Here is a 23,974-nt window from a genome sequence, read left to right as displayed (position 1 = left end):
CCTCACGCCCCTGAGCCTGCAACCGCGTGGCCATCTCGAACACCACCCAACCGCCAAACGAATGCCCCACCAAATGCACTGGCCCCGAAGGACATTCCTGCTCCAGGGCCTGCAAATAACAGCGCGCCGCCGCCTCAACCTGGCTATGGGGCACCACCTCCCCATCCAGCCCACGGGGCTGCAAGCCAAAGATCGGCCAGTCCCGTCCCAACGCCTCGGTCAACCCTACAAACCCCGTCACGCTATCCCCCGCCCCCGGTACACAGAAGATCGGTGCCTGCCCGGCGCGACCACTCTGGATCCGCAACAGCGGCTGATGCACCGCCACAGCCGGCGCCTCACTCAACGCCAGGGCCTCAACCATCGCCTGCCCCAGCGCCTGGATATGCGGTGCCTGCATCATGCTCTGGTGATCCCCCGGCACCTCAATGCGGCGCAATTGCCCCACGGCCAGTGCCTCATCCCATCCCAAATCCAGGCTGCGCCGCGAGAGTTCCGTCGGCCGCTCGGCGGCGCTGAACAAGTGCACCGCCAGTGGCATCGGGAACAGGCTGTAATGCGCCAACGCATGCCCATGCCCGACTTCCCGCTGGATAAAACTCAACAGGTCCGCGTCCGAAGCCGCCGCCATCTGCGCGTACAACAAATGCCGATCGCGGCAGCGTTGCAGCAAACCCGCAAAGTCCAGCTGTCCAATGTCCGCTTCCAGTTGCTCAAGGCTCGCCAACTCATCCACACCTCCCTGTGCCTTCCAATACGCCGTGCACTGCAACAGCAAATGCCGCTTGAGGGCATCCGGCCCGCTCCAGCGCGCTTTGCCCTGGTCGGTCATGCGCGGCACGTAGCTGTCGATCAACCCGAGGAATGCCACCGGTTCGTCCAGCCCCTGCAGTTGCATCGCCACTTCATAGGCCAACACCCCGCCGAACGACCAACCCGCCAACCGATACGGCCCATGGGGCTGCACCGAGCGGATAATCCCCACCAGCCGCGCCGCCAGGCCTTCCATGGTCTGCAACTGCACCTCGCCAAGGGGTGCACCGGGCAAGCCATAGATCGGGTAGTCCCCCGGCAGGTGCCGGCCCAGCGCCGGGAAATACACGTCCATGCCGCTGAACTCATGCACCAGGAACAACGGCGGCTGGCTGCCGCTGGCGCGTACGGTGATCAGCGAGCTGTTGTCCTCCCGCGCCGTGCGCTGACCGAGCATCGAGGCGACCGAGGCCACGCTGGCGTGCTGGAACAGCTCGGCCAACGACACCTCAAGCCCCGCCTCTTCCATCAGGTTGACCAGCCGGATCGCCAGCAACGAATGGCCACCCAGTTCAAAGAAACTGTCATGCCGACCGACCTGCTCCAGCCGCAACACCTCGGCCCAGAGGCGTGCCAGTGTCTGTTCCAGCTCGTTCGCCGGCGCCTCGAACACGCGGCTCGCCGATGCCTCCAGCGCGGGCACCGGCAGGGCCTTGCGGTCGACCTTGCCGTTGGCCGTCAGGGGCATTTTTTCCAGCGGTACATAGGCCGATGGCACCATGTAGTCCGGCAGGTGCTGCAGCAGATGACTGCGCAACACTTCGATGGCCAGCGGCTCGCCGGTGTAGTACGCCACCAGGCGCTTGTCCCCCGGCGCATCTTCTCGTGCCAGCACCACCACATCCTTGATGCCGCTACAGGTGGCCAGGCGTGCTTCGATCTCGCCCAACTCGATGCGGAAGCCGCGGATCTTCACCTGGTCGTCATTACGCCCGATGCACTCCAGCAGTCCGTCCGCCGACCAGCGCCCAAGGTCGCCGGTGCGGTACAACAAGCCATCGCCAAACGGATCATCGACAAACTTCTCGGCCGTCAGCTCCGGCCGGTTCAGGTACCCCTTGGCCACGCCATGCCCGCCAATGCAGATTTCCCCGACCACGCCCAGCGGCACCGGCTGCAAGTGCGCATCCAGCAGGTGGATTTGCGTGTTGGCAATCGGCCTGCCGATCGGCACGCTTTCGGCATCGGCGGCGATGGCCTGCACTTCATGCGTGGTGGCGTAAGTGGTGGTTTCCGTCGGGCCGTAGCAATGCACCAGCCGCAGTGCCGGCGCCTGGGCCAGCAGGCTGCGGAACGCCGCCGGGTCGGCCCGTTCGCCGCCGCACAACAGGATGCGCAGCCCGGCCAACGCGTCGGGAATCAATTGCACGTACTGGTTGAACAGCGCAGTGGTGACGAACAGGATCGTCGCCCCGCCCGCCTTCAGTGCCCGGCCAAACGCGCCGGGGTCGAGCAAGGTCGCATGGTCGATCACCAGAACCTGGCCGCCGTTGAGCAAGGGGCCCCACACGTCCATGGTGCTCGCGTCGAACGCCGGATTGGAAGCGAACGCCACGCGGTCATGGGCGTTGAAATCGGCGTAGCCGTTATTGATCACCAGCCGCGTGATGCCCCGGTGCGGTACCAGAACGCCTTTGGGAGTGCCGGTGGAGCCGGAGGTGTACATGATGTACGCCACGCGCTCCGAGGACTGCGACAGGTCCGGGTTGTGGCTCGGTTGCGGGTCCAGCGCCAGGGTGTCGAGGTCGATACGTCGGGCTGGGTAAGCGACAGGCTCGCTGCTGTGGGTCAACAGCCACACCGCGCCACTGTCCTGCACCATAAAGGCCTGACGCTCGGCCGGGGCGTTGATGTCCAGCGGCACGTAGGCCGCCGCGCATTTGAGGATTGCCAGTTGGCTGAGCAACAGGTCAATCGAGCGCGGCAACAGGATCGCCACATGGTCGCCGGGCTGCACGCCCAGGTTGCGCAGGTGGTGCGCCAACTGGTTGGCTCGGGTGTTCAGCGCGCCGTAACTCAGGGTGTGTTCACCATGCACCACTGCGATAGCACCCGGGCGTGCCTGGGCCTGGGCTTCGAACAAACGCTGCACCGTATGTTCGTGAGGGAATTCGCGCTGGGTGGCGTTGAATTCCATCCGCAGTTTTTCACGCTCCGCCGCCGGCAGAATCGACAGTTGGCTGATTGAGCCCCCTGCATTCTGTTCCAGGGCCTGCACCAGTTGCTCCAGGGCAACATGCAGGTACTCGCAGAGGCGTGGCGCGCCCTGCCCCATGGCGTCAAAGCCAAACCCGTCGCCCAGGTCATCGACACTCAGGGACAGCGCAAAGTTGGTACGTTCCTCGGCCTTGAGCACCTGCATGCCCTGCCACACCTCGGCTACGCCGCCAGCGTGCGGGGCGCTGTGGCGATAGTTGAACAGCACGCTGAACAGCGGCGTATTGGCCGGCAGCCCGCTGCAACGCTGGGCCAGGGCCAGTGGCGCATGTTCGTGACTGAGCAACCGGGTCAGGCTTGCGTGGGTGGCCATCAGCGCTGCGTGCACCGTGCGCTCACCCAGGTCGACCCGCAGCGGCAAGGTGTTGATGAACACGCCCAAGGCACGTTCGGCGCCTTCGCCGCCTTGCAGCCGGCCCAGCAATACGGTGCCGAACACCACCTGCTCGCGGCCGGAAACCTTACCCAGCACCTGCGCCCAGGCCAGGTGCATCAGGCTCGCAGCACTCACCCCAAGCTGCCGTGCCAGGGTGCGCAGGCGCCCGTTCAACAGCGGGTCGACGCGCAAATGTGCCTGTTGCGCTTCACCCGGTGCACTCAATGCCAGCGTCGGCTCATCGACCTCCCCGAGCATCTCGCGGAAGAACGCTTCGTGCTCTTCCTCGCGCATGCCCAACCGCGTCTGCGCCACATAATTGCGATACGGCACCGCCGCACCCAATTGCTCGCACCGGCCCAATAGACAGGCTTGCATCTCGTGCTGCAATACTTCCAGTGCCACGTGGTCCATCACCAGATGATGGAACAGCAACAACGCAACCACCCGCTGGTTGGCCGGGTCCTCGGCGTACACCAGGCGCATCAGCGGTGCCTGAGCCAAGTTCAGCCGATGCTGTTCGAAGCGCGACTGCAATTGCTCCAGCACATTGCCCGTCGCCTGAATCGCCTCAACCCGCAGCGAGGCCTGGCGCCACACCACCTGCACCGGTTCTTCCAGCCCGTCCCAGTGCATCGACGAGCGCAGGATATCCTGCCGCTCGATCACCGCTTGCAACGCCTGGGCAAACGCTTCAAGGCGCTCGACGCTGGCGAAGGCAAACTGCGCCTGCAACAAGTACGCGTCACCCTGTTGCACTGCGCGATGGTGATACAGGATCCCGGCCTGCAACGGCGCCAGCGGGTAGATATCCTGCACGTTGGCTGCGCCGCCGGGAATGCTCGCGACAAGGCGGTCGATGGCGGGTTGCTTCAGGTTCACCAGCGTCAGCATGTCCGGGGTGATCCGCGTGCAATCCGCGGCAATCCCATTGGCCGGCACCACCACTTCGCGACCACCACCCACGGCAGCCGCCAAGGCTGCAAGGGTGGGTTGACCAAACAACACTTTCACATCCGCCGACAACCCGACCCGACGCATGCGGCCGATCAGGCTGGCGGCCAGCAGCGAATGGCCGCCCAGCTCGAAGAAATGGTCGTGCCGACCCACACGCTCCACCTTGAGCAAATCCGCCCAGAGGCCGGCCAGGGTGATTTCGGTCTCACCCACAGGCGCGACGTACTCCCGGGCGCTCACCGATTCCTGGCCTGGCGCCGGCAGTGCCTTGCGGTCGAGCTTGCCATTGGGGCTCAGGGGCAAGGCGTCCAGGTGCATGAAGGTGGCCGGTACCATGTAGTCCGGCAGGTGTTCCAGCAAATGGCTGCGCAAAGCGTCGATTTGCGCCGGCACGCCGGTGTAGTAAGCCACCAGCCGTGAATCGCGGGCGACCACGGCGGCTTCGTTGATCTGCGGGAATTGCAGCAGTCGCGCCTGGATCTCCCCCAGTTCGATGCGCAAGCCACGGATTTTCACCTGGTCGTCATTGCGGCCCAAATACTCGATGGTGCCGTCCGGCAGGTAGCGCCCGACGTCGCCGGTGCGGTACATCCGGCCCGCGCTGAACGGGTCCTTGAGGAAGCGCTCGGCCGTCAGCTCAGGACGGTGCAGGTAACCCCGGGCCACTTGCACACCGCCGATGAACAGCTCGCCCACCACACCCAATGGAACAGGCTGCAACTGCCCGTCCAGCAGGTACATGCGGGTGTTGGCAATCGGCTTGCCGATGGGGGTGTTGTCCGGCGTGACGGGCCCGGCGCAATCCCACGCCGTCACGTCCACCGCCGCTTCCGTCGGGCCATAAAGGTTGTACAAACCGATGCCCGGCAACTGCTGTTTGAAGCGGCGCACCAGGTTGCCGGGGAGCGCTTCACCACTGCACATCACCCGCACCAGCCCGACGCCCTGGCTGACGTCGCCGTGGGCCAGGAACACATCGAGCATAGACGGCACAAAGTGCAGCGTGGTGATCTGCTCCGCCTCGATCACCTCACACAGGTAGGCCGGGTCTTTATGCCCGCCAGGACGCGCCATCACCAACCGCGCGCCGGTGAACAGCGGCCAGAAGAACTCCCACACCGACACGTCGAAGCTGAACGGGGTTTTCTGCAACACCCTGTCCTGGGCAGTCAGTCCGTACTCGTCCTGCATCCACAGCAGGCGGTTGACCACGCCCGCGTGCTCGTTGATCACGCCTTTCGGTTGGCCGGTAGAACCCGAGGTGTAGATCACGTAGGCCTGATGCTGCGCGGTCAGCCCATCCACTCGTGGGTTGGACGTTGGTTGGTGCTGCCAGGTGTTCCGGTCCAGGTCCACCACCGGCACCGTGACGTCGCCCAGCAACGAACGGGTTTCGCCCTGCACCAGCACGGCGGCCGGGGCGCTGTCCTTGAGCATGTAGGCGATACGTTCCAGCGGATACGCCGGGTCCAGCGGCACATAACCGCCGCCCGCCTTGAGGATTGCGAACAGACCGATGACCATCTCCAGGCCGCGCTCGACGCAAATCGCCACCCGCGAATCCGGCTGTACACCCAGCTCCCGCAGATGGTGCGCCAACTGATTGGCCCGTTCGTTCAGCTCGCGATAGCTCAGGCACTCCAAGCCTGCCTTCACCGCAAGCGCATCCGGCGTTCTCGCCACCTGGGCTTCGAACATACCGTGCAGCGTCTGGTCGAGGTTGTAATCCACTGTGGTGTTATTGAAGTCGAACAGCAGATGCTGGCGCTCCTGATCGTCCAGCAAGTCAGCCTGCTCCAGCACCGCCTGATCGTTATCCACCATGGCCTGCAGCACGCGGGTGAAATAGCCGACATAGCGTTGCATGGTCGACTCGTCGAACAACGCGATGGCGTATTCCAGGGTGCCGCGAATTTCGCCCCGGGTCTCGCCGAGGTTCAGGGACAGGTCGAACTTGGCAAAGTGACTGTCCTCCACGATTCCTTCAAGGCTCAGGTCGCCGAGGGCCAGCACCGGCGCGTCACTGTCCTGCCAGGTCAACATCGTCTGGAACAGCGGGCTATGGGCCAGGCTGCGCAATGGCCGGGTGATTTCCACCACCTGCTCAAACGGCAGATCCTGATGAGCCTGGGCGTCCAGCGCCAGCCCCTTGACCCGCGCCAGCAGCGCCTCGGCACTCAGTTCGCCCGAGGTATCAATGCGCACTGCCAGGGTGTTGACGAACAACCCGATCAGGCCTTCCACCTCGGCCCGCTGGCGGTTGGCGACCGGCGAGCCGATCACCACTTCCTCCTGCCCGGCCAAACGCGCGAGCAACGAGGCCCACGCCGTCATCATCACCATGTACAGCGTGGTGCCGTGGCGTTGGCTGAGGGCCTTGAGCCCGGCGCTCAGGCGCTCATCCAGGTGCACCTCGACGCTGCTGCCGGCGTAGTCCTGCTGGGCCGGGCGTGGACGGTCGGTCGGCAACATCAGCAACGCCGGCGCACCGGCCAGGGTGTGTTGCCAGTAGCTGCTCTGGCGATGCAACACTTCGCCGCTCAGCCACAGGCGCTGCCATACGGCAAAGTCGCTGTACTGGATCGGCAACGGCGGCAGTGGGTCAGCCTCACCGTGGCTGAACGCCTGGTACAGCGCCATCAGTTCGCGGGTCAGCACGCCCATGGACCAGCCATCGGACACGATGTGGTGGATAGTCAGCAGCAACACGTGATGATCGTCGGCCATGATCACCAGGCGCCCGCGCAACAGCGGGCCGCGCTGCAAATCAAAAGGCGCCGAGGCTTCGCCCTGGATCAACGCGTCCAGCACCTGCTGTGCTTCGGGGTGGCGACGCAGGTCCTGGACTTGCAGGTGCATCACTTCTTCAGGCGGCACGATCAGCACCTGGGCGTCGTCATCCTGTTGGGCAAACCGGCTGCGCAAGGTCTCATGCCGCGCAACAATCCGCGCCAGGGCCCGTTGCAGCGCGTCGACGTGCAACTGCCCGCGCAGGCGCAGGCCGATGGGAATGTTGTAGGCGGTGTTGGCACCCTCCATCAACGCCAGGAACCACAGGCGTTGCTGGGCAAACGACAACGGCAACTCCGTGTCCCGCGCCGCCGGCAGGATATCCGGCAAGGTGCTGCGCCCGGCCTGGGCCACTACCTGCGCCACCGCCGCCAGTTCGGCGTTGGCGAACAGTTCGCCCAGAGCCAGGTCGACCCCCAGTTGCTGGCGAACCTGGGACACCATGCGCATGGCCAGCAACGAATGGCCGCCCAACTCAAAGAAATGATCCTGGCGCCCAACACGTTCCACTTGCAACACCTCGGCCCAGATCTGCGCGAGGACGGCTTCGATATCGCCATGAGGCGCCTCGTATTCGCGGGTGAAGACGGCGGCCAGGTCCGGCTTTGGCAGGGCCTTGCGGTCCAGTTTGCCGTTGGCAGTCAGGGGCAACGCATCGAGTTTCACGTAGGCCACCGGCACCATGTAGTCCGGCAAGTGCGCCACCAGATGGGCACGAACCTCGCCCACTTCAAGCGGTTCGAATTGCGGGTTTTCGGTGAAGTAAGCCACCAGCCGTGGCTGGCCCGGTTGGTCTTCACGGGCCAGCACCACCACTTCCTGAAGACCAGGCAGTTGGTTGAGGCGGGTTTCGATTTCCCCCAGTTCGATGCGCACACCGCGGATTTTCACCTGGTCGTCGTTGCGGCCCAGGTACTCGATATTTCCGTCCGGCAACCAGCGCGCCAGGTCGCCGGTGCGGTACATACGGCCCGAATTGAACGGGTCATCCAGGAAACGTTCGACGGTCATTTCCGGGCGATTGAGATAACCCCGCGCCACGCCCTTGCCGCCCACGTACAGTTCACCGGCAACCCCCAAGGGCACCGGGCGCTGCTGTTCGTCCAGCAGGTAAACCGTGGCATTGGAAATGGGCTTGCCGATGTGCAACGGCTGCCCGGGCTCGATCCGCCCGGAGGTCGCCACCACCGTGGCTTCGGTGGGGCCGTAGTTGTTGATCACCTCGAAACGCTGGGCCCGGGTGAACTGGCGCAGGCGGTCGCCGCCAATCAGCAAGGTGCGCAGGGTCGGGTGCTCGATGTTCTGGCTGAACGCATATTCGGCCACCGGCGTGGGCAGGAAACACACGTCCAGCGGTTGCGCGCGCCACCAGTCCAGCAGCGCGTCGATATCTTCGGCGCCGTCGTGGGCCGGCGGCAGGTGCAAGGTGGCCCCCACGCACAGTGCCGGCCAGACTTCCCAGGCCATCGCGTCAAAGCCAAACCCGGCCACGCTCGCGGTGTGACGGCCTGCGCACAGGTCAAACGCGGTGCAGTGCCAGTCCACCAGGTTGGCCACGGTGTGATGTTCCACCATCACGCCCTTGGGCAGACCGGTGGAGCCGGAGGTGTAGATCACGTAGGCCAGGTTGGCGGGCGTGACGGCCACCTGCGGGTTGCTCGCCGAATGGTGGTGCCAGGTAAAACGGTCCAGGTTGATCACCGGCACATCGAGCGCGGGCAGGCGCTCCAGCAATGCATGTTGGGTCAGTACCGCGACCGGGGCGCTGTCGCCGAGCAGGTAGCTCAGGCGCTCGGCCGGGTGCGACGGGTCCACCGGTACATAGCAGGCGCCGGACTTGAGGATCGCCAGCAACCCGGCCAGGGTGTCCAGCCCGCGCCGGGCAACGATGGCCACGCGATCGTCGGGTTTTACCCCCAGCGCCAGCAGGTGATGGGCCAGCAGGTTGGCTTGTTGATTCAACTCGGCATAGGTCAGCTGGCGGCCTTGATACACCGCGGCCACCGCGTCCGGGGTCAGCAGGGTCTGGGCCTCGATACGCCCGTGCAGGGTGGTGCCTTGGGGGAAGTCGATGGCTGTCGCGTTGAACTGCTCCAGCAGATGCCGCTGCTCCGCCTCGGGCAGCACCGACAAGCGATTCAAGGGTGTTTCGGGTGCCTGTTCCAGCGCCTGTACCAAATTCTCCAGGGCAGTTTGCAGATAAGCGCACACCCGCTGCGGATCAACCTGGGCACTGGCCAACAGGCTCAGGCTGAAGCCTTCGCCCAGGTCGTCGACGCTCAGGGTCAACGGGTAGTTGGTGCGTTCCTCGGAGCGCAACGCTTGAATACCCTGCCAGGCCGAGACCGCTTCGGCGCTCGCGCCGCCTGCGCTATGGCGGTAGTTGAGCAACGCGCTGAACAGCGGCGTCGGCGCCACTACACCGCTGCAACGCTGGGCCAGGGCCAGCGCCGCGTGTTCGTGACGCAGCAAGGTGGTCAGCCGGGCATGGGTCGCCTTGACCCCGGTGCGCACGTCTTCGGCGCCTACATCCACCCGCAATGGCAAGGTGTTGATAAAGATCCCCAGAGCACGGTCGGTGTCGTGGCTGCCCTGCATGCGGCCCATCAGCACCGTGCCGAACACCACCTGTTCCTTGCCCGCCAGCACTCCCAGCATCTGGGCCCAGCCCATGTGGAACAGGCTCGCGGCGCTGACGCCCAACTGCCGGGCCTGGGCGCGCAAGCGCCGGCTCAGCTCCGGGGCCAGCGGCAGGCTGATCTCCTGGATGTTGTCGCCGTCGCCCTGCACATCCTGCAGGCCGTAGGGCAAGGTCGGCTCGCTGATGTCGCCGAGCATCTGCCGGAAGAACCCCTCGTGCTCCTGCTCGCTGATGCCCAGGCGCGCCTGGGCGACATAGTTGCGAAACGGCACCGCCTGGCCCAGTTCACCCGCCCTGCCCAGCAGGCAGGCTTGCATCTCGTGGCAGACCACTTCCAGCGCGCTGTGGTCCAGTGCCATGTGGTGGAACAACAGCATGGCCACCACGCGCTGGCCGGCTTCATCCCAGGCCCGCACCAGGCGCAGCAGCGGCGCGCGGGTCACGTCCATGCGGTAGTGGCGGCCATCGAACAGGCGATGCAACTGGGCGGCGATATCGCCGTCTGCCGGGTCCAGTTCAATCGCCTGCACCGGCAGGCGCGCCGTGCGCCAGACCACTTGCGACGGCTCTTCCAGGCCTTCCCACACCACGCCGGTCCGCAGGATGTCGTGACGGTCGATCACCTGTTGCAAGGCCAGGGCAAAGCCCTCGAAACGCTCAAGGCTGTCGAAGGCAAACAGCGACTGCATGATGTACGGGTCGCCGTGTTCGGCACTCACATGGTGGTAGAGGATGCCCTCCTGCAACGGTGCCAGCGGGTAGATGTCCTGCACATTGGCGACGCCACCCTCGACGGTCTCGAGGATGCGATCGATGGACGCCTGGCTGAGGGTCGACAGGCTCAGCATCTGCGGGGTAATCGAGGTAGCGCCCGGTGGAATGCCATTGGCCGGCACCTGCACCTCACCGGCCTTGGTGGCCGAGTACTCCCCGGCCTTGATCAGCTCGATCAGCGCCGGCTTGTGTTCGCGCAGCGAGGCCACCAGTGCCGCGTCGCTCAGGGCCTGCTTGTTGCCTTGCACCGACAACTGATCGCCCTTGAGCGCCAGTTGCACATCCTTGGCCTTGAGTGTCGCCAACAGTTCGATGATGCTCACAGGACGATCTCCATTCGTTCGGTAATTGCGGCGTAGCCGGCCAGGGTCGGCTGTTCGAACAGGCCCCGCACATCGGCTTCCATGCCTTCCTGACGCAAGCGTCCGATCAGACTGACGGCCAGCAACGAGTGCCCGCCCAGCTCGAAAAAGTTGTCGTGACGCCCGACCCGCTCCACCTTCAGCAGCTCGGCCCACAGCCGCGCCAGGGTGATTTCGGTAGCGCCCACCGGGGCTTCGTACTCGCGCACGATCAGCGATTCCACACCCGGCGTCGGCAAGGCCTTGCGGTCGAGCTTGCCGTTGGGGCTCAGGGGCAGAGCGTCCAGATACACGAATACCGCAGGCACCATGAAGTCCGGCAAACGCGCCAGAAGGTGCGCCCGCAACTGTTCGATATCGGCCGGCACGCCGGTGTAGTACGCCACAAGGCGTTCGTCGCGGGCCAACACGGCTGCTTCCTTCACCTGTGGGTACTCGGTCAGCCGCGCCTGGATTTCCCCGAGTTCAATACGCAGGCCACGGATTTTTACCTGGTCGTCATTACGGCCCAGGTACTCGATATTGCCATCCGGCAGGTAGCGCCCGACGTCACCGGTGCGGTACATCCGGCCTGGGTTGAACGGGTCCTTGAGGAAGCGCTCGGCCGTCAGTTCGGGACGGTGCAGGTAACCGCGAGCCACTTGCACACCGGCGATAAACAGCTCGCCCACCACGCCCAGCGGCACCGGTTGCAACCGGGCATCCAGCAGGTACATGCGGGTGTTGGCAATCGGCTTGCCGATAGGCGTGTTGTCCGGCACCACGGGCCTGGCGCAGTTCCAGGCGGTCACGTCCACCGCGGCTTCCGTCGGGCCATAGAGGTTGTACAAGCCGATGCCGGGCAATTGCTGCTTGAAGCGCCGCACCAGGCTGCCGGGCAAGGCTTCGCCGCTGCACATCACCCGCAGCAGCCCGGCGCCCTGGCTGACATCACCGTGGGCCAGGAACACATCGAGCATCGACGGCACGAAGTGCAAGGTGGTGATCTGTTCTGCCGCGATCACCTCGCACAGATAAGCCGGCTCCTTGTGCCCGCCGGGGCGTGCCATGACCAGCCGCGCACCGGTGAACAGGGGCCAGAAGAACTCCCACACCGACACATCGAAGCTGAACGGGGTTTTCTGCAGTACCGCATCAGTGGCGTTCAGGCCGTAGGCGTCCTGCATCCATAGCAGGCGGTTGACCACACCCGCGTGCTCGTTGATCACGCCCTTGGGTTGGCCGGTGGAGCCGGAGGTGTAGATCACGTAGGCCTGGTGCTGCGCGGTCAACCCGGGAACCTGTGGGTTGGACACCGGCTGGTGCGCCCAGGTGTTCTGGTCAAGATCCACCACCGGCACCGTCACGTCGCCCAGCAACGAACGGGTAGCGCCCTGCACCAGCAGCGCCGCGGGCTGGCTGTCTTGCAGCATGTAGGCGAGGCGATCCAGCGGGTACGCCGGGTCCAGCGGCACATAACCACCGCCGGCCTTGAGGATCGCAAACAGACCGATGACCATCTCCAGTCCACGCTCGACGCAAATCGCCACCCGCGCATCCGGCTGCACGCCCAGTTCCCGCAGGTGGTGCGCCAGTTGGTTGGCGCGCTGGTTCAGCTCGGCATAGGTCAGGCATTGCTCACCCGCCTTCACCGCCAATGCATCCGGCGTGCGCTCGACCTGGGCCTCGAACAGGCCGTGCAGGGTCTGCGCCAGGTCGTAGTCAACCTCGGTGGCATTGAAATCAAACAGCAGCTGCTGACGCTCTGCATCCCCCAGGATCGGCAGGTGGTCAAGGGCCTGGTGCGGCGCGTGCTCCAGGGCCTCCACCAACTGGGTCAACGCCATCTGCATATAACCGCAGACCCGTTGTGCGCCCACCTGGGCCGGGGTCAACGCGGTGAAGTCATAACCATCACCCAGGTCATCGACGTTCAGGGTCAACGGATAGTTGGTGCGCCCGTCATTGGTCAGGGTCTGCATGCCTTCCCAGGCGTGCTGCGCGTCCTGTGAACGAGTGGCGCCGCCCCGGTGGCGATAATTGAGCATCGAGCTGAACAGCGGCAGCGGCGCCGCCACCCCGCTGCAACGCTGGGCCAGGGCCAGGGAAGCATGTTCATGGCCCAGCAGCGCGGTGAGCCGGGCATGGGTGCTGCGCACGCTGTCGCGCACGCCTTGCCCGTCGATATCCAGGCGCAATGGCAGGGTGTTGATGAACACGCCAAGGGCCCGGTCCGCGCCCTCGCCGCCCTGCATCCGGCCGACCAGCACCGTGCCAAACACCACATTCGGCTTGCCCGACGTCACCGCCAACACCTGCGCCCATGCCAGGTGGAACAGGCTCGCGGTGCTCACGCCCAGCAGGCGTGCCTGGGCCCTGAGGCGCCGGCTGACGGCAGCGTCCAGGTGATGCGTGAATTCTTCGATATCCCGACCATCGCCCTGCACATCCTGCAAGCCAAACGGCAGCGTCGGCTCGTGGATATCGCCAAGCATCTCGCGGAAGAACCCTTCATGCTCCTGCTCGCTGACACCCAGTCGCGCCTGCGCCACGTAATTGCGATAAGGCATCGGCGCTGCCTGCGGTGCGGGGTGCCCCAGCAGGTAGCCCTGCATTTCCCGCAGCACCACGTCGAACGCGGTGTGGTCCAGCACGATGTGGTGATACAGCAGCACCGCCACCACCCGCTGATTGGCCGGGTCGTTGGCGTACATCAGGCGGATCAGCGGCGCCTGGGCGATGTCCAGCCGGTAGCGCCGGGCGTCGAAACGCTGATGCAGGCCGGCCAGCACATCACCGTCCAGATGCAGCGCTTCGACCGTCAATCGAGCCTTGCGCCACACCACTTGCACCGGCTGCGCCAAGCCCTCCCAGACCACGCCGGTCCGCAGGATGTCGTGGCGGTCGATCACCTGCTGCAAGGCCTGGGCGAAGCTGTCCAGGCGCGCCTGGGTATCGAATGCCAGGTGCGATTGCAGCAGGTACGGATCGCCCTGCTCCGCCGTGATGTAGTGGTAAAGAATGCCTTCCTGTAACGGTGCCAGCGGGTAAATATCCTGCACGTTGGCGGCGCCACCCGGCACGCTGGCGACGATCTGGTCGATCATCGGCTGATCCAGCTCCACCAATGGCAGCATCGAGGGCGTAATGCGCGGGCAATCGGCGGCGATGGCATTCACCGGCACCACCACTTCCCGGCCGCTGCCCACTGCCGCTGCCAATGCCGCCAGCGTCGGCTGGCTGAACAGCACCCGCACATCGGCGCTGAGGCCGGCCTGGCGCATGCGCTCGATCAGGCTTACCGCCAGCAAGGAATGGCCGCCCAGCTCGAAGAAGTGGTCATGGCGGCCCACTTGCTCCACCTGCAACACCTCGGCCCAGATCCGCGCCAGGGTGGTCTCGACTTCGCCGCGTGGGGCTTCATATTCCCGGCTGAGCACGGCGGCCTGATCCGGTGCCGGCAGCGCCTTGCGGTCAAGCTTGCCGTTGGCGGTCAACGGCCAGCTGTCGAGTTTGACGTAGGCCACCGGCACCATGGCCTCGGGCAGTTGGCTGTGCAGCTCGGCGCGCAGGGTTTCGATAACCAGCGGGGTTTGCGGGGTTTGCTGGGTGAACCAGGCCACCAGGCGGCCGTCGCGCACCAGCACCACGGCTTCCTTGACGCCGTCGACGGCGGCCAGGCGGGTTTCGATTTCTCCCAGCTCGACGCGCACGCCCCGGACTTTTACCTGGTCGTCGTTGCGGCCCAGATATTCAATGTTCCCATCCGGCAGCCAGCGCGCCAAGTCGCCGGTGCGGTACATGCGGCCCGGGTTGAACGGGTCATCGAGGAATCGCTCGGCGGTCAGGTCCGGGCGATTCAGGTAGCCGCGGGCCACGCCGCGGCCGCCTACATACAGCTCACCGGCCACACCCACCGGCACCGGCCGTTGTTGTGCATCCAGCAGGTACACCGTGGCATTGGCCATCGGCTTGCCGATATGCAGCGGCTGGCCGGCGCGCACCCGGCCAGAGGTGGCGACCACCGTGGCTTCGGTGGGGCCGTAGTTGTTGATCACCGCGAAACGTCGCTCATGGCTGAACTGGCGCAGGCGATCACCGCCGATCAACAGGGTGCGCAAGCTTGGGTGCTCAAGGTCCTGGCTGAACGCGTACTCGGCCACCGGGGTGGGCAGGAAGCTCACGTCCAGCGGCTGGGCCAGCCACCAGGCCAGCAGTTCGTCGATGTTTTCATTGCCGACATGGGCCGGTGGCAGGTGCAAGGTCGCCCCCACGCACAATGCCGGCCAGACTTCCCAGGCCATGGCATCGAAACCGAAGCCGGCCACGCTGCTGGTGTGGCTGGCGGCCTGCAGGTCGAAGGCTTCACAGTGCCAATGCACCAGGTTTTCCACGGTGCGGTGTTCCACCATCACGCCTTTGGGCTGGCCGGTGGAGCCGGAGGTGTAGATCACATAGGCGAGGTTCGCCGGGGTCAGGCTGGCGACGTGGGGATTGGTGCCGTCGGGATAGGCGCCATGCAGATCGACGATGGCGATATCACCGAGCACGCCACGGGTGCTCTCTTCGGCCAGGACCGCGACCGGTGCGCTGTCTTGCAGCAGGTAAGCGATGCGCTCGGCCGGATAGGCCGGGTCTACCGGGACGTAGGCCGCGCCCGCCTTGAGAATCGCCAGCAGGCCCGCCAGCATCTGCGGGCCGCGTCGGCAGCAGATCGCCACACGGTCGTCGGGCTGTACGCCCAGCGCCAGCAGGTGATGGGCCAGTTGGTTGGCGCGTTGGTTGAGCTGTTGGTACGTCAGGTGCTGGCCGTCCTGGCTCACGGCAATCGCCTGCGGCAGGCGCAGGGCCTGGGCTTCGAAAGCGCCGTGCAGGGTCTGCCCTTGCGGGTAGTCGCGGGCGGTGGCGTTGAAGCTGCGCAGCAGGTGTTCGCGTTCGCGGGCAGGCAGTACCGGCAACTGATGCAACGGCGTTTGCGGCGCGTGCTCAAGGGCCTCCACCAGTTGCTCCAGCGCACTGTGCATGGAGTCGCACAGGCGCTGCGCGCCGATGGATTCCAGCGCCAGTACCGTCAAGCCGAAGCCCGTACCGAGGTCGTCCACACTCAAGGTCAGCGGGTAATTGCTGCGTTCTTCGCCGCCGAGCAACTGCACGCCTTCCCAGATACCGTGGCCGTCGCGGGCCATTTCGCCCGGGGTGCTGTGGCGGTAGTTGAGCAAGGCACTGAACAACGGCATCGAGGTCGGCACGCCGCTGCACCGCTGGGCCAGCGCCAGGGACGCATGTTCATGGCCCAGCAAGGCACTGAGCCGGGCGTGGGTCGCCTTGACGCCGGCACGTACCGCGTCGGCACCCACCTCCACCCGCAGCGGCAAGGTGTTGATGAACATGCCCAATGCCCGGTCGGCACCTTCGCCGGCTTGCATGCGGCCCATCAATACGGTGCCGAATACCACGTCCTGACGGCCCGACACCAGCCCGAGGACCTGGGCCCACGCGAGGTGCATCAGGCTCGCAGCGCTGACCCCCAGTTGCCGCGCCTGTTCACGAACCCGCAGCGCCAGCCCTGCATCGACGGGCAATTCGGCCTCTTCGATATCCCGGCCATCGCCCTGCACATCCTGCACGCCGAAGGGCAGCGTGGGCTCGTCGACATCGGCGAGCATTTCGCGGAAGAACTGCTCGTGTTCCTGGGCGCTGACACCCAGGCGCGCCTGTGCCACGTAGTGACGGAACGGTGCCGCGGCCGGCAAGTCATCGGCCTGGTTGAACAGGAACGCCCGCATTTCCTGGCCGACCACTTCCATGGCGGTGTGGTCCAGTGCCAGGTGATGGAACAGCAGGATCGCCGCGACCCGCTGGTTGGCCGGGTCCTGCGCATACACCATGCGCAGCAGCGGCGCCTGGGTGATATCCAGGCGATAGTGGCGGGCATCAAAACGCGCGTGCAGTTGTTCGATCACATCACCATCGGCCGGGTCCAGCGGGATGTGCTGTACGACCAATTCGGCATGACGCCACACCACTTGCACCGGGCTGTCCAAGCCTTCCCACACCACGCCGGTGCGCAGGATATCGTGGCGCGCCACGACCTTTTGCAGCGCGCCCATGAAGGCCTGCAAACGCTCGACGCTGTCAAACGCCATGCGCGATTGCAGCAGGTAGGGGTCACCCTGTTCGGCGCTGATGTGGTGGTAGAGGATGCCTTCCTGCAACGGCGCCAGCGGGTAGATATCCTGCACGTTGGCCGCACCGCCGGGCACCGTCGCCACGATGCGGTCGATGGCCGGCTGGTCCAGCTTGACCAGGGTCAGCATCGACGGCGTGATGTGCTCGCAGCCCGGCGCAATGCCGTTGGCCGGCACCACGATTTCCCGGCCACTGCCCACCGCCGCCGCCAGCGCCGCCAGGCTTGGCTGGTTGAACAGCACCCGCACATCGGCGCTCAGGCCGGCCTGGCGCATGCGCTCGATCAGGCTCACCGCCAGCAACGAATGGCCGCCGAGTTCAAAGAAGTGGTCAAAGCGCCCGACACGCTCGACGTTCAGCACGTCCTGCCAGATCTGCGCCAGCAGGGTTTCCACCTCGCCCTCCGGGGCTTCGAAACCACGGCTGAGCAGGCAGTCCTGATCGGGCGCAGGCAGGCCCTTGCGGTCCAGCTTGCCGTTCGCGGTCAGCGGTAACAGTTCCAGCCAGACATAGGCCGACGGCACCATGTAGTCCGGCAGCCGGCTTTGCAGGTGCGCACGCAACGCTTCAATGCCCAGCGGCGCCTGGGCGGTGTAGTAAGCCACCAGGCGCTTGTCGCCGGGTTCATCTTCACGGGCCAGCACCACCGTGTCTTTGACGCCGGAAACGCTGGCGAGGCAGCTTTCGATTTCACCCGGCTCGATACGGAAACCCCGGATTTTCAGTTGATGGTCATTGCGGCCCTGGTACAGCAAGGTGCCGTCCGCCTGCCAGCTCGCCAGGTCGCCGGTGCGGTACAGCAGCCCATCGCCGAACGGGTCGACGATAAATTTCTCTGCGGTCAATTGCGGCTGGTTCAGGTACCCCTTGGCCACACCCGCGCCACCGATGTACAGCTCGCCAACCACGCCCAGCGCCACCGGCTGCTGCCGTGCATCCAGCACGTAGGCACGGCTGTTGCCAATCGGTCGACCAATCGGAATACCGCCCTCACCCACCGACTTGATCTCGAAGGTGGTGGAAAACGTCGTGGCTTCGGTGGGGCCATAGCCATTCAGCAGGTGCTGCGGCGCGCCGTGCTCAAGCACCCGGGCGATCACCTGCGGGTCGAGCACATCGCCGCCGACGATCAGGTAGCGCAGTTGCCGGAACATCGGCATCAACCCGTCGGCGTACTGATGGAACAGCCCGGCGGTCATCCACAACACGCTGACGGATTGCTCCTGCAACAGGGCGCCAAACGCGGCCTGGGACAGCAACGTGGCATGCTCGACCACCACCACGCAGCCGCCGTTGAGCAACGGCGCCCACACATCGAGGGTGCTGGCGTCGAACGCCGGGTTCGAGGCGAAGGCCACCCGGTCGCGGTGATTGAAGTCGGCGTAGCCGTTGTTGATCACCAATCGAGAGACGGCGCGATGGGGCACCTGCACGCCCTTGGGCGCACCGGTTGAGCCGGAGGTGTACATGATGTACGCCACGCTTTCGGCAGACTGGGACAGGTTCGGATTATGGGTCGGCTGATTGTCGAGGTTCAGCCCGTCGAGATCACGCAGCACCTGCCCGGCTTGACTGTCCTGCACCATGAACGCCTGGCGTTCGTCCGGCGCATTGATGTCCAGCGGCACGTACACCGCCGCGCACTTGAGGATGGCCAGTTGGCTGACCAGCAGGTCGATGGAACGTGGCAGCGCGATGGCCACGCTGTCGCCCGGTTTTACACCCTGGTCGATCAAATAGTGGGCCAGGCGATTGGCCCGCAGGTTGAGTTCGCGGTAAGTAAGCGACACGTCGCCGTGCACCACCGCCAGCGCGTCGGGGCTGGTCAGGACGCTGGCTTCGAAGATCCCGTGCACGGTGTGCGCAGCCGGGTAGGCGCGGGCAGTGGCGTTGAAGTCCACCAGCACTTGATGCCGCTCGGCGGGTGGCAGGATCGACACTTGATGCAGCGGTGTGGTCGGCGCCTGTTGCAGTGCCGTGGCCAGGTTGCGCAAGGCGCTGAGCATGTAGTCGCCGACGCGCCGCACATCCACCTCCGCCACGCCTTGCACGGTCAGGGCAAAACCTGCGCCGAGGTCGTCGACGTTCAGCACCAGCGGGTAGTTGCTGCGCTCCTCGGAACTGAGGATTTCGATCCCGGCGTCGGCGAACGGGCTGGCGCCCGGCGCTTCACCCGGCGCGCTGTGGCGGTAGTTGAGCAAGGTGCTGAACAACGGCAGCGCACCGGACACGCCACTGCATCGCTGGGCCAGGGACAAGGAGGCATGTTCATGCCCCAGCAACTGTGCCAGCCGCGCATGGGTGGCGCGCACGCCAGCCTGCACGCCCACCGCGCCGACACTGACCCGCAACGGCAAGGTATTGATGAACATTCCCAGCGCCCGGTCGGCGCCCTCGCCGCCGTGCAGCCGGCCCAGCAGCACGGTGCCGAAGACCACGTCGTCCTGGCCCGAGACCTGGCCGAGGACCTGGGCCCACGCCAGGTGCACCAGGCTTGCGGCACTCACCCCCAGTTGCCGGGCCTGCTCGCGAAGGCCCAGGCTGAGGGCCGGTTCCAATGCCACGTGCGCTTCGCGCACACCGCTGCCGTCGCGGTTCACGTCCTGCAAGCCGAAGGCCAGGGTCGGCTCGTCGATGTCGCCGAGCATTTCGCTGAAGAACGCCTCATGCTGCGCAGCGCTCACACCGAGGCGCGCCTGGGCCACGTAGTTGCGGTACTGCACGGCGTCGGGCAGCAAGCAGGTTTCGCCTGCAAGGCTCGCGCTCATTTCCTCCACCAGCACCTGCAACGCGGTGTGGTCCAGCAGGATGTGGTGCAGCAGCAGGATGCCGACGTAACGGCCGTGATCCTCGGCGTAGGCAAACCGCATCAACGAGGCGCGGGACAGGTCGAGGCGGTAGTGGCGTGGGTCGAAGCGTTCCTGCAGTTGCGCCAATACGGCACTGGAAGGATCGGCTTCAACCTGCTCAACCACCAGCAGCGCCTGGCGCAAGACCACCTGTACCGGCTCGTCCAGGCCTTCCCAGACAATCCCGGTACGCAGGATATCGTTGCGCTCGATGACACTTTGCAGCGCACGGATAAACGCCTCGACCGGCTCATGGCCGCTGAAGCTGAACTGCACCTGCAACACGTAGGGATCGCCTTCGGTGGTTGCCAGGTGGTGGTAGAGGATGCCGGCCTGCAACGGGGCCAGGCCGTAGATGTCCTGCACGTTGGCGATGCCGCCGGGGACACTGGCGATGATATGGTCGATGGCCTGCTGGTCGAGGTTCACCAGCGGCAGCATGTCCGGGGTGATGTGCCGCGTCGCTTCGCCGATCAGGTTGGCCGGGACCTGCACTTCATGTTGCCCGCCCACCGCAGCGGCCAGCGCAGCCAGGGTCGGCTGGCCGAACAGCACCCGCACATCGGCGCTCAGCTCGAGCTGGCGCATGCGCTCGATCAGCTTGACCGCCAGCAACGAATGGCCGCCCAGCTCGAAAAAGTTGTCCTGGCGCCCGACCCGGTCGACCTTCAGCAGGTCTTGCCAGAGATTCGCGATCGCGGTTTCCACCGCGCCTTGTGGCGCTTCATAACCACGACGGGCCAGGGCATCGGCGTCCGGTGCCGGCAAGGCCTTGCGGTCGAGCTTGCCGTTGGTGGTAAGCGGGAACGCGTCGAGCAGCACAAAGGCGCTGGGCACCATGTACTCGGCGAGGGACAGCAGCAGGTGGTCACGCAGCTCAGCGGCAGTGGGCGTGTGTTCAGGCTGGGCAATCACGTAGGCCACCAGGCGCTTGTCGCCCGGTTCGTCTTCGCGGGCAATCACCACGGCTTCGCGCACACCTTCGCAGGTGGCCAGGCGTGCTTCGATTTCCCCCAGTTCGATACGGAAACCGCGAATCTTCACCTGGTCGTCGTTGCGCCCCAGGTACTCGACACTGCCGTCGGCCAGCATCCGGCCGAGGTCACCGGTCTTGTACAGGCGCAGGCCGGTTGCGGGATCCGTCAGAAAACGTTCGGCCGTCAGCTCATCGCGGTTGAGATAACCCCGCGCCACGCCGGCACCGCCGACGTACAACTCCCCGACTACGCCGCTCGGCACCGGTTCGCGGCGGGCGTCCAGCACATACAGTTGCAAGTCGGGAATGCGCACGCCAATCGGGCTCACGCCCACCCGCTGTGCATCCGCCGCCTCCAGGGCATGGTAGGTCACGTGCACGGTGGTTTCGGTGATGCCATACATGTTGACCAACCGCGTACCGGCGTTGGTCACCCGGGCGTACCACGGCTTGAGAATCCCCGGTTCCAGGGCTTCACCGCCGAAGATCACCTGGCGCAGCGAGTGCAGTTGCTGGCTGCGGCCCTGCGCCGCGATCAACTGGCGGAACGCGCTCGGGGTCTGGTTGAGAATACTGACGCCGGCTTCGCACAGCAGTGCGTAACACTCGTCCGGCGAGCGGCTGACCAACTGCGGCACCACCAGCAACTGCCCGCCATGCATCAGCGCGCCCCAGATCTCCCACACGGAGAAGTCGAAGGCAAACGAGTGGAACAGCGCCCAGGTGTCATTGGCGTTGAACTTGAACCAATGCTCGGTGGCGCTGAACAGTCGCGCGACGTTGCGGTGTTCGATCATCACGCCCTTGGGCAGGCCGGTAGAGCCGGAGGTGTAGATCACATAGGCCAGGCTGGACGCGCTGATTGCAACGTTGGGGTTGACGATGGGCTCGTGCTGCAGGCTGTTGAGGTCGATCGACGTGACGTCGCCCACCAGGTGGCGGGTGTCGTCCTGCACCAGCACCGCCAGCGGCGCGCTGTCTTTCAGGGTGTAGGCGATACGGTCCAGCGGGTAGGCCGGATCGATCGGCACATAACCCGCCCCAGCCTTGAGAATCCCCAGCAGGCCAATGATCATTTCCAGCCCGCGTTCGACACAGATCGCCACCCGGTCGTCGGGGCGGATGCCATGCTTGAGCAGGCAATGCGCAACCTGGTTGGCGCGCTCGTTCAGCTCGCGGTAGCTCAGGTGTTCGTGTTCAAAGCGCAGCGCGATGGCTTCGGGATGGCTGGCGGCATGAGCTTCGACTTGCTGGTGGATCAGGGCTGAATCGGCGTAGTGCTGGGTGCTAGCGTTAAGGCCATGCAGCAGATGCTGGCGTTCGGCGGCAGGCAGGATGCCCAGGTTGTGCAACGGTGCATCTGGCGTTTGTTCCAGGGCCAGCACCAGGTTTTCCAGGGCGGTGTGCAGGTAACCGGCAATGCGCGTCGCGCCGATGGAGGCGTCCACCATCACGGTAAAGGCAAAGCCTTCGCCCAGGTCATCGACGTTGACCGTCAGCGGGTAGTTGGTGCGTTCTTCGGCGCCCAACACCTGGATGCCTTCGGCGATATCGATCACCGCCTGGGTGTCCGAGGCATCGCTGTGACGGTAATTGAGGATGGCACTGAACAACGGCGTGGGTGCGGCCACACCGCTGCAACGCTGGGCCAGGGCCAGGGAGGCGTGTTCGTGATCGAGCAATTCGGTCAGGCGTTTATGGGTGGTTTGTACGCCCTCGCGCACGCTTTGTTCGCCTACATCTACCCGTAGCGGCAGGGTGTTGATGAACATGCCCAGGGCCTGGTCGGAGCCCTCGCCTGCGCCCATGCGGCCGAGCATCACGCTGCCAAATACCACGGCTTCGCGAGCCGAGACCTTGCCCAGCACCTGGGCCAGCGCCAGGTGCATCATACTGGCGGGACTGACACCCAACGGTCTTGCCTGGGCCCTTAGACGGCGACTTAGATCGCCGTCGACGGCAATGCGGGTTTCGTCGATGCCATGCCCGTCACCCTGCACATCCTGCAGGCCGAACGGCAGGGTTGGCTCGTCGATATCGGCCAGCATCTCGCGGAAGAACGCTTCGTGAGCCTGTTCGCTGACGCCATGGCGGACCTGGGCGATGTAGTTGCGAAACGGCACCGGTGCACTGGCGTGTTCGGTCTGGCCGGCGAGGTGCAGCTGGATCTCCCGGCGCACTACGTCGAGGGCGGTGTGGTCGAGGATGGTGTGGTGGAACAGCAGCATGGCGACCACACGCTGGTTGCGCGGGTCTTCGGCGAACACCAGGCGCAGCAGCGGTGCCTGGCCGAGGTCCATGCGGTAGTTGCGGGCGTCGTAGAGGGCTTGCAGTTGGGTCAGTACATCGCCGTCGAGGCGGGCTTCTTCGCAGGCCAGCGAGGCCTTGCGCCAGACGACTTGCAGGGGTTCGTCGAGGCGATCCCAGGCCATCGAGGTGCGCAGGATATCGTGGCGGTCGATGACCCATTGCAAGGCCTGGGCGAAGGTTTCAAGACGGGCACGGCTGTCGAACACGAACTGCGCGTGCAGCACGTAGGGGTCGCCCTGGTGCGCTGACAGATGGTGGTAGAGCATGCCTTCCTGGAGGGGTGCCAGAGGGTAGATATCCTGCACATTCGCCGCCCCGCCGGGGATCGCGGCGACGATGCGGTCGATGGCGGGTTGGTCGAGGTTGACCAGGGGCAGCATGTCCGGGGTGATGCGATAGGCCGGGCTGAGCCAGTCGCCGCCGTGTTGGGCGACGAGGTCGAGCAGTTGGGGTTTGTGGGCGATCAGTTGGTCCCATAGGGCGTCATCCAGCGCGTCGTCGTCACCCAGGATGATCAGGTCGCCTTCGTCCATTTGCAGGCGGATCGGGTGGGTGGAAAGAGCTGCCAGTAATTTGCTGAACTGCATGGGGTAACCTGCTTTTTGAGTCGGATACGGTTGAGGAGAAAGTCCGTTTTCAGCTGTCGCGTAAGTGCCTGGGAGGCCCGGTTTAAAGCGCGGGCGCAGTCGTGGGCCGGGAGGCTTCCCGCAGGGTTGGGAAATTAGAGGATTCGGGGGGTGG

2 protein-coding genes are annotated in these 23,974 nt (G+C 65.3%); both read right to left on the bottom strand.

Translation table 11 applies throughout. The annotated features are described in order from the left end of the window. The coding region (locus HX786_RS25595) for a non-ribosomal peptide synthetase (protein WP_178912757.1) at positions 1 to 10,891 on the bottom strand (10,891 nt) is incomplete at its 3' end. Continuing rightward, a complete protein-coding gene (locus tag HX786_RS25590; protein ID WP_178912756.1) occupies positions 10,888 to 23,820 on the bottom strand; it encodes a non-ribosomal peptide synthetase in 12,933 nt (4,310 codons plus the stop codon). The genes HX786_RS25595 and HX786_RS25590, both read right to left, overlap by 4 nt. Between the last annotated feature and the right edge of the window lie 154 nt (positions 23,821 to 23,974).

The organism is Pseudomonas sp. 21615526 (assembly GCF_013386245.1).
Classification (GTDB): domain Bacteria; phylum Pseudomonadota; class Gammaproteobacteria; order Pseudomonadales; family Pseudomonadaceae; genus Aquipseudomonas.
Note: the sequence above shows the minus strand (reverse complement) of the source record. Positions and strands in the feature narration are given on the sequence as shown.

Excerpts from the sequence above, each read along its gene's own strand:
- HX786_RS25590 (WP_178912756.1), bottom strand. The coding sequence starts at position 23,820 with ATGCAGTTCAGCAAATTACTGGCAGCTCTTTCCACCCACCCGATCCGC.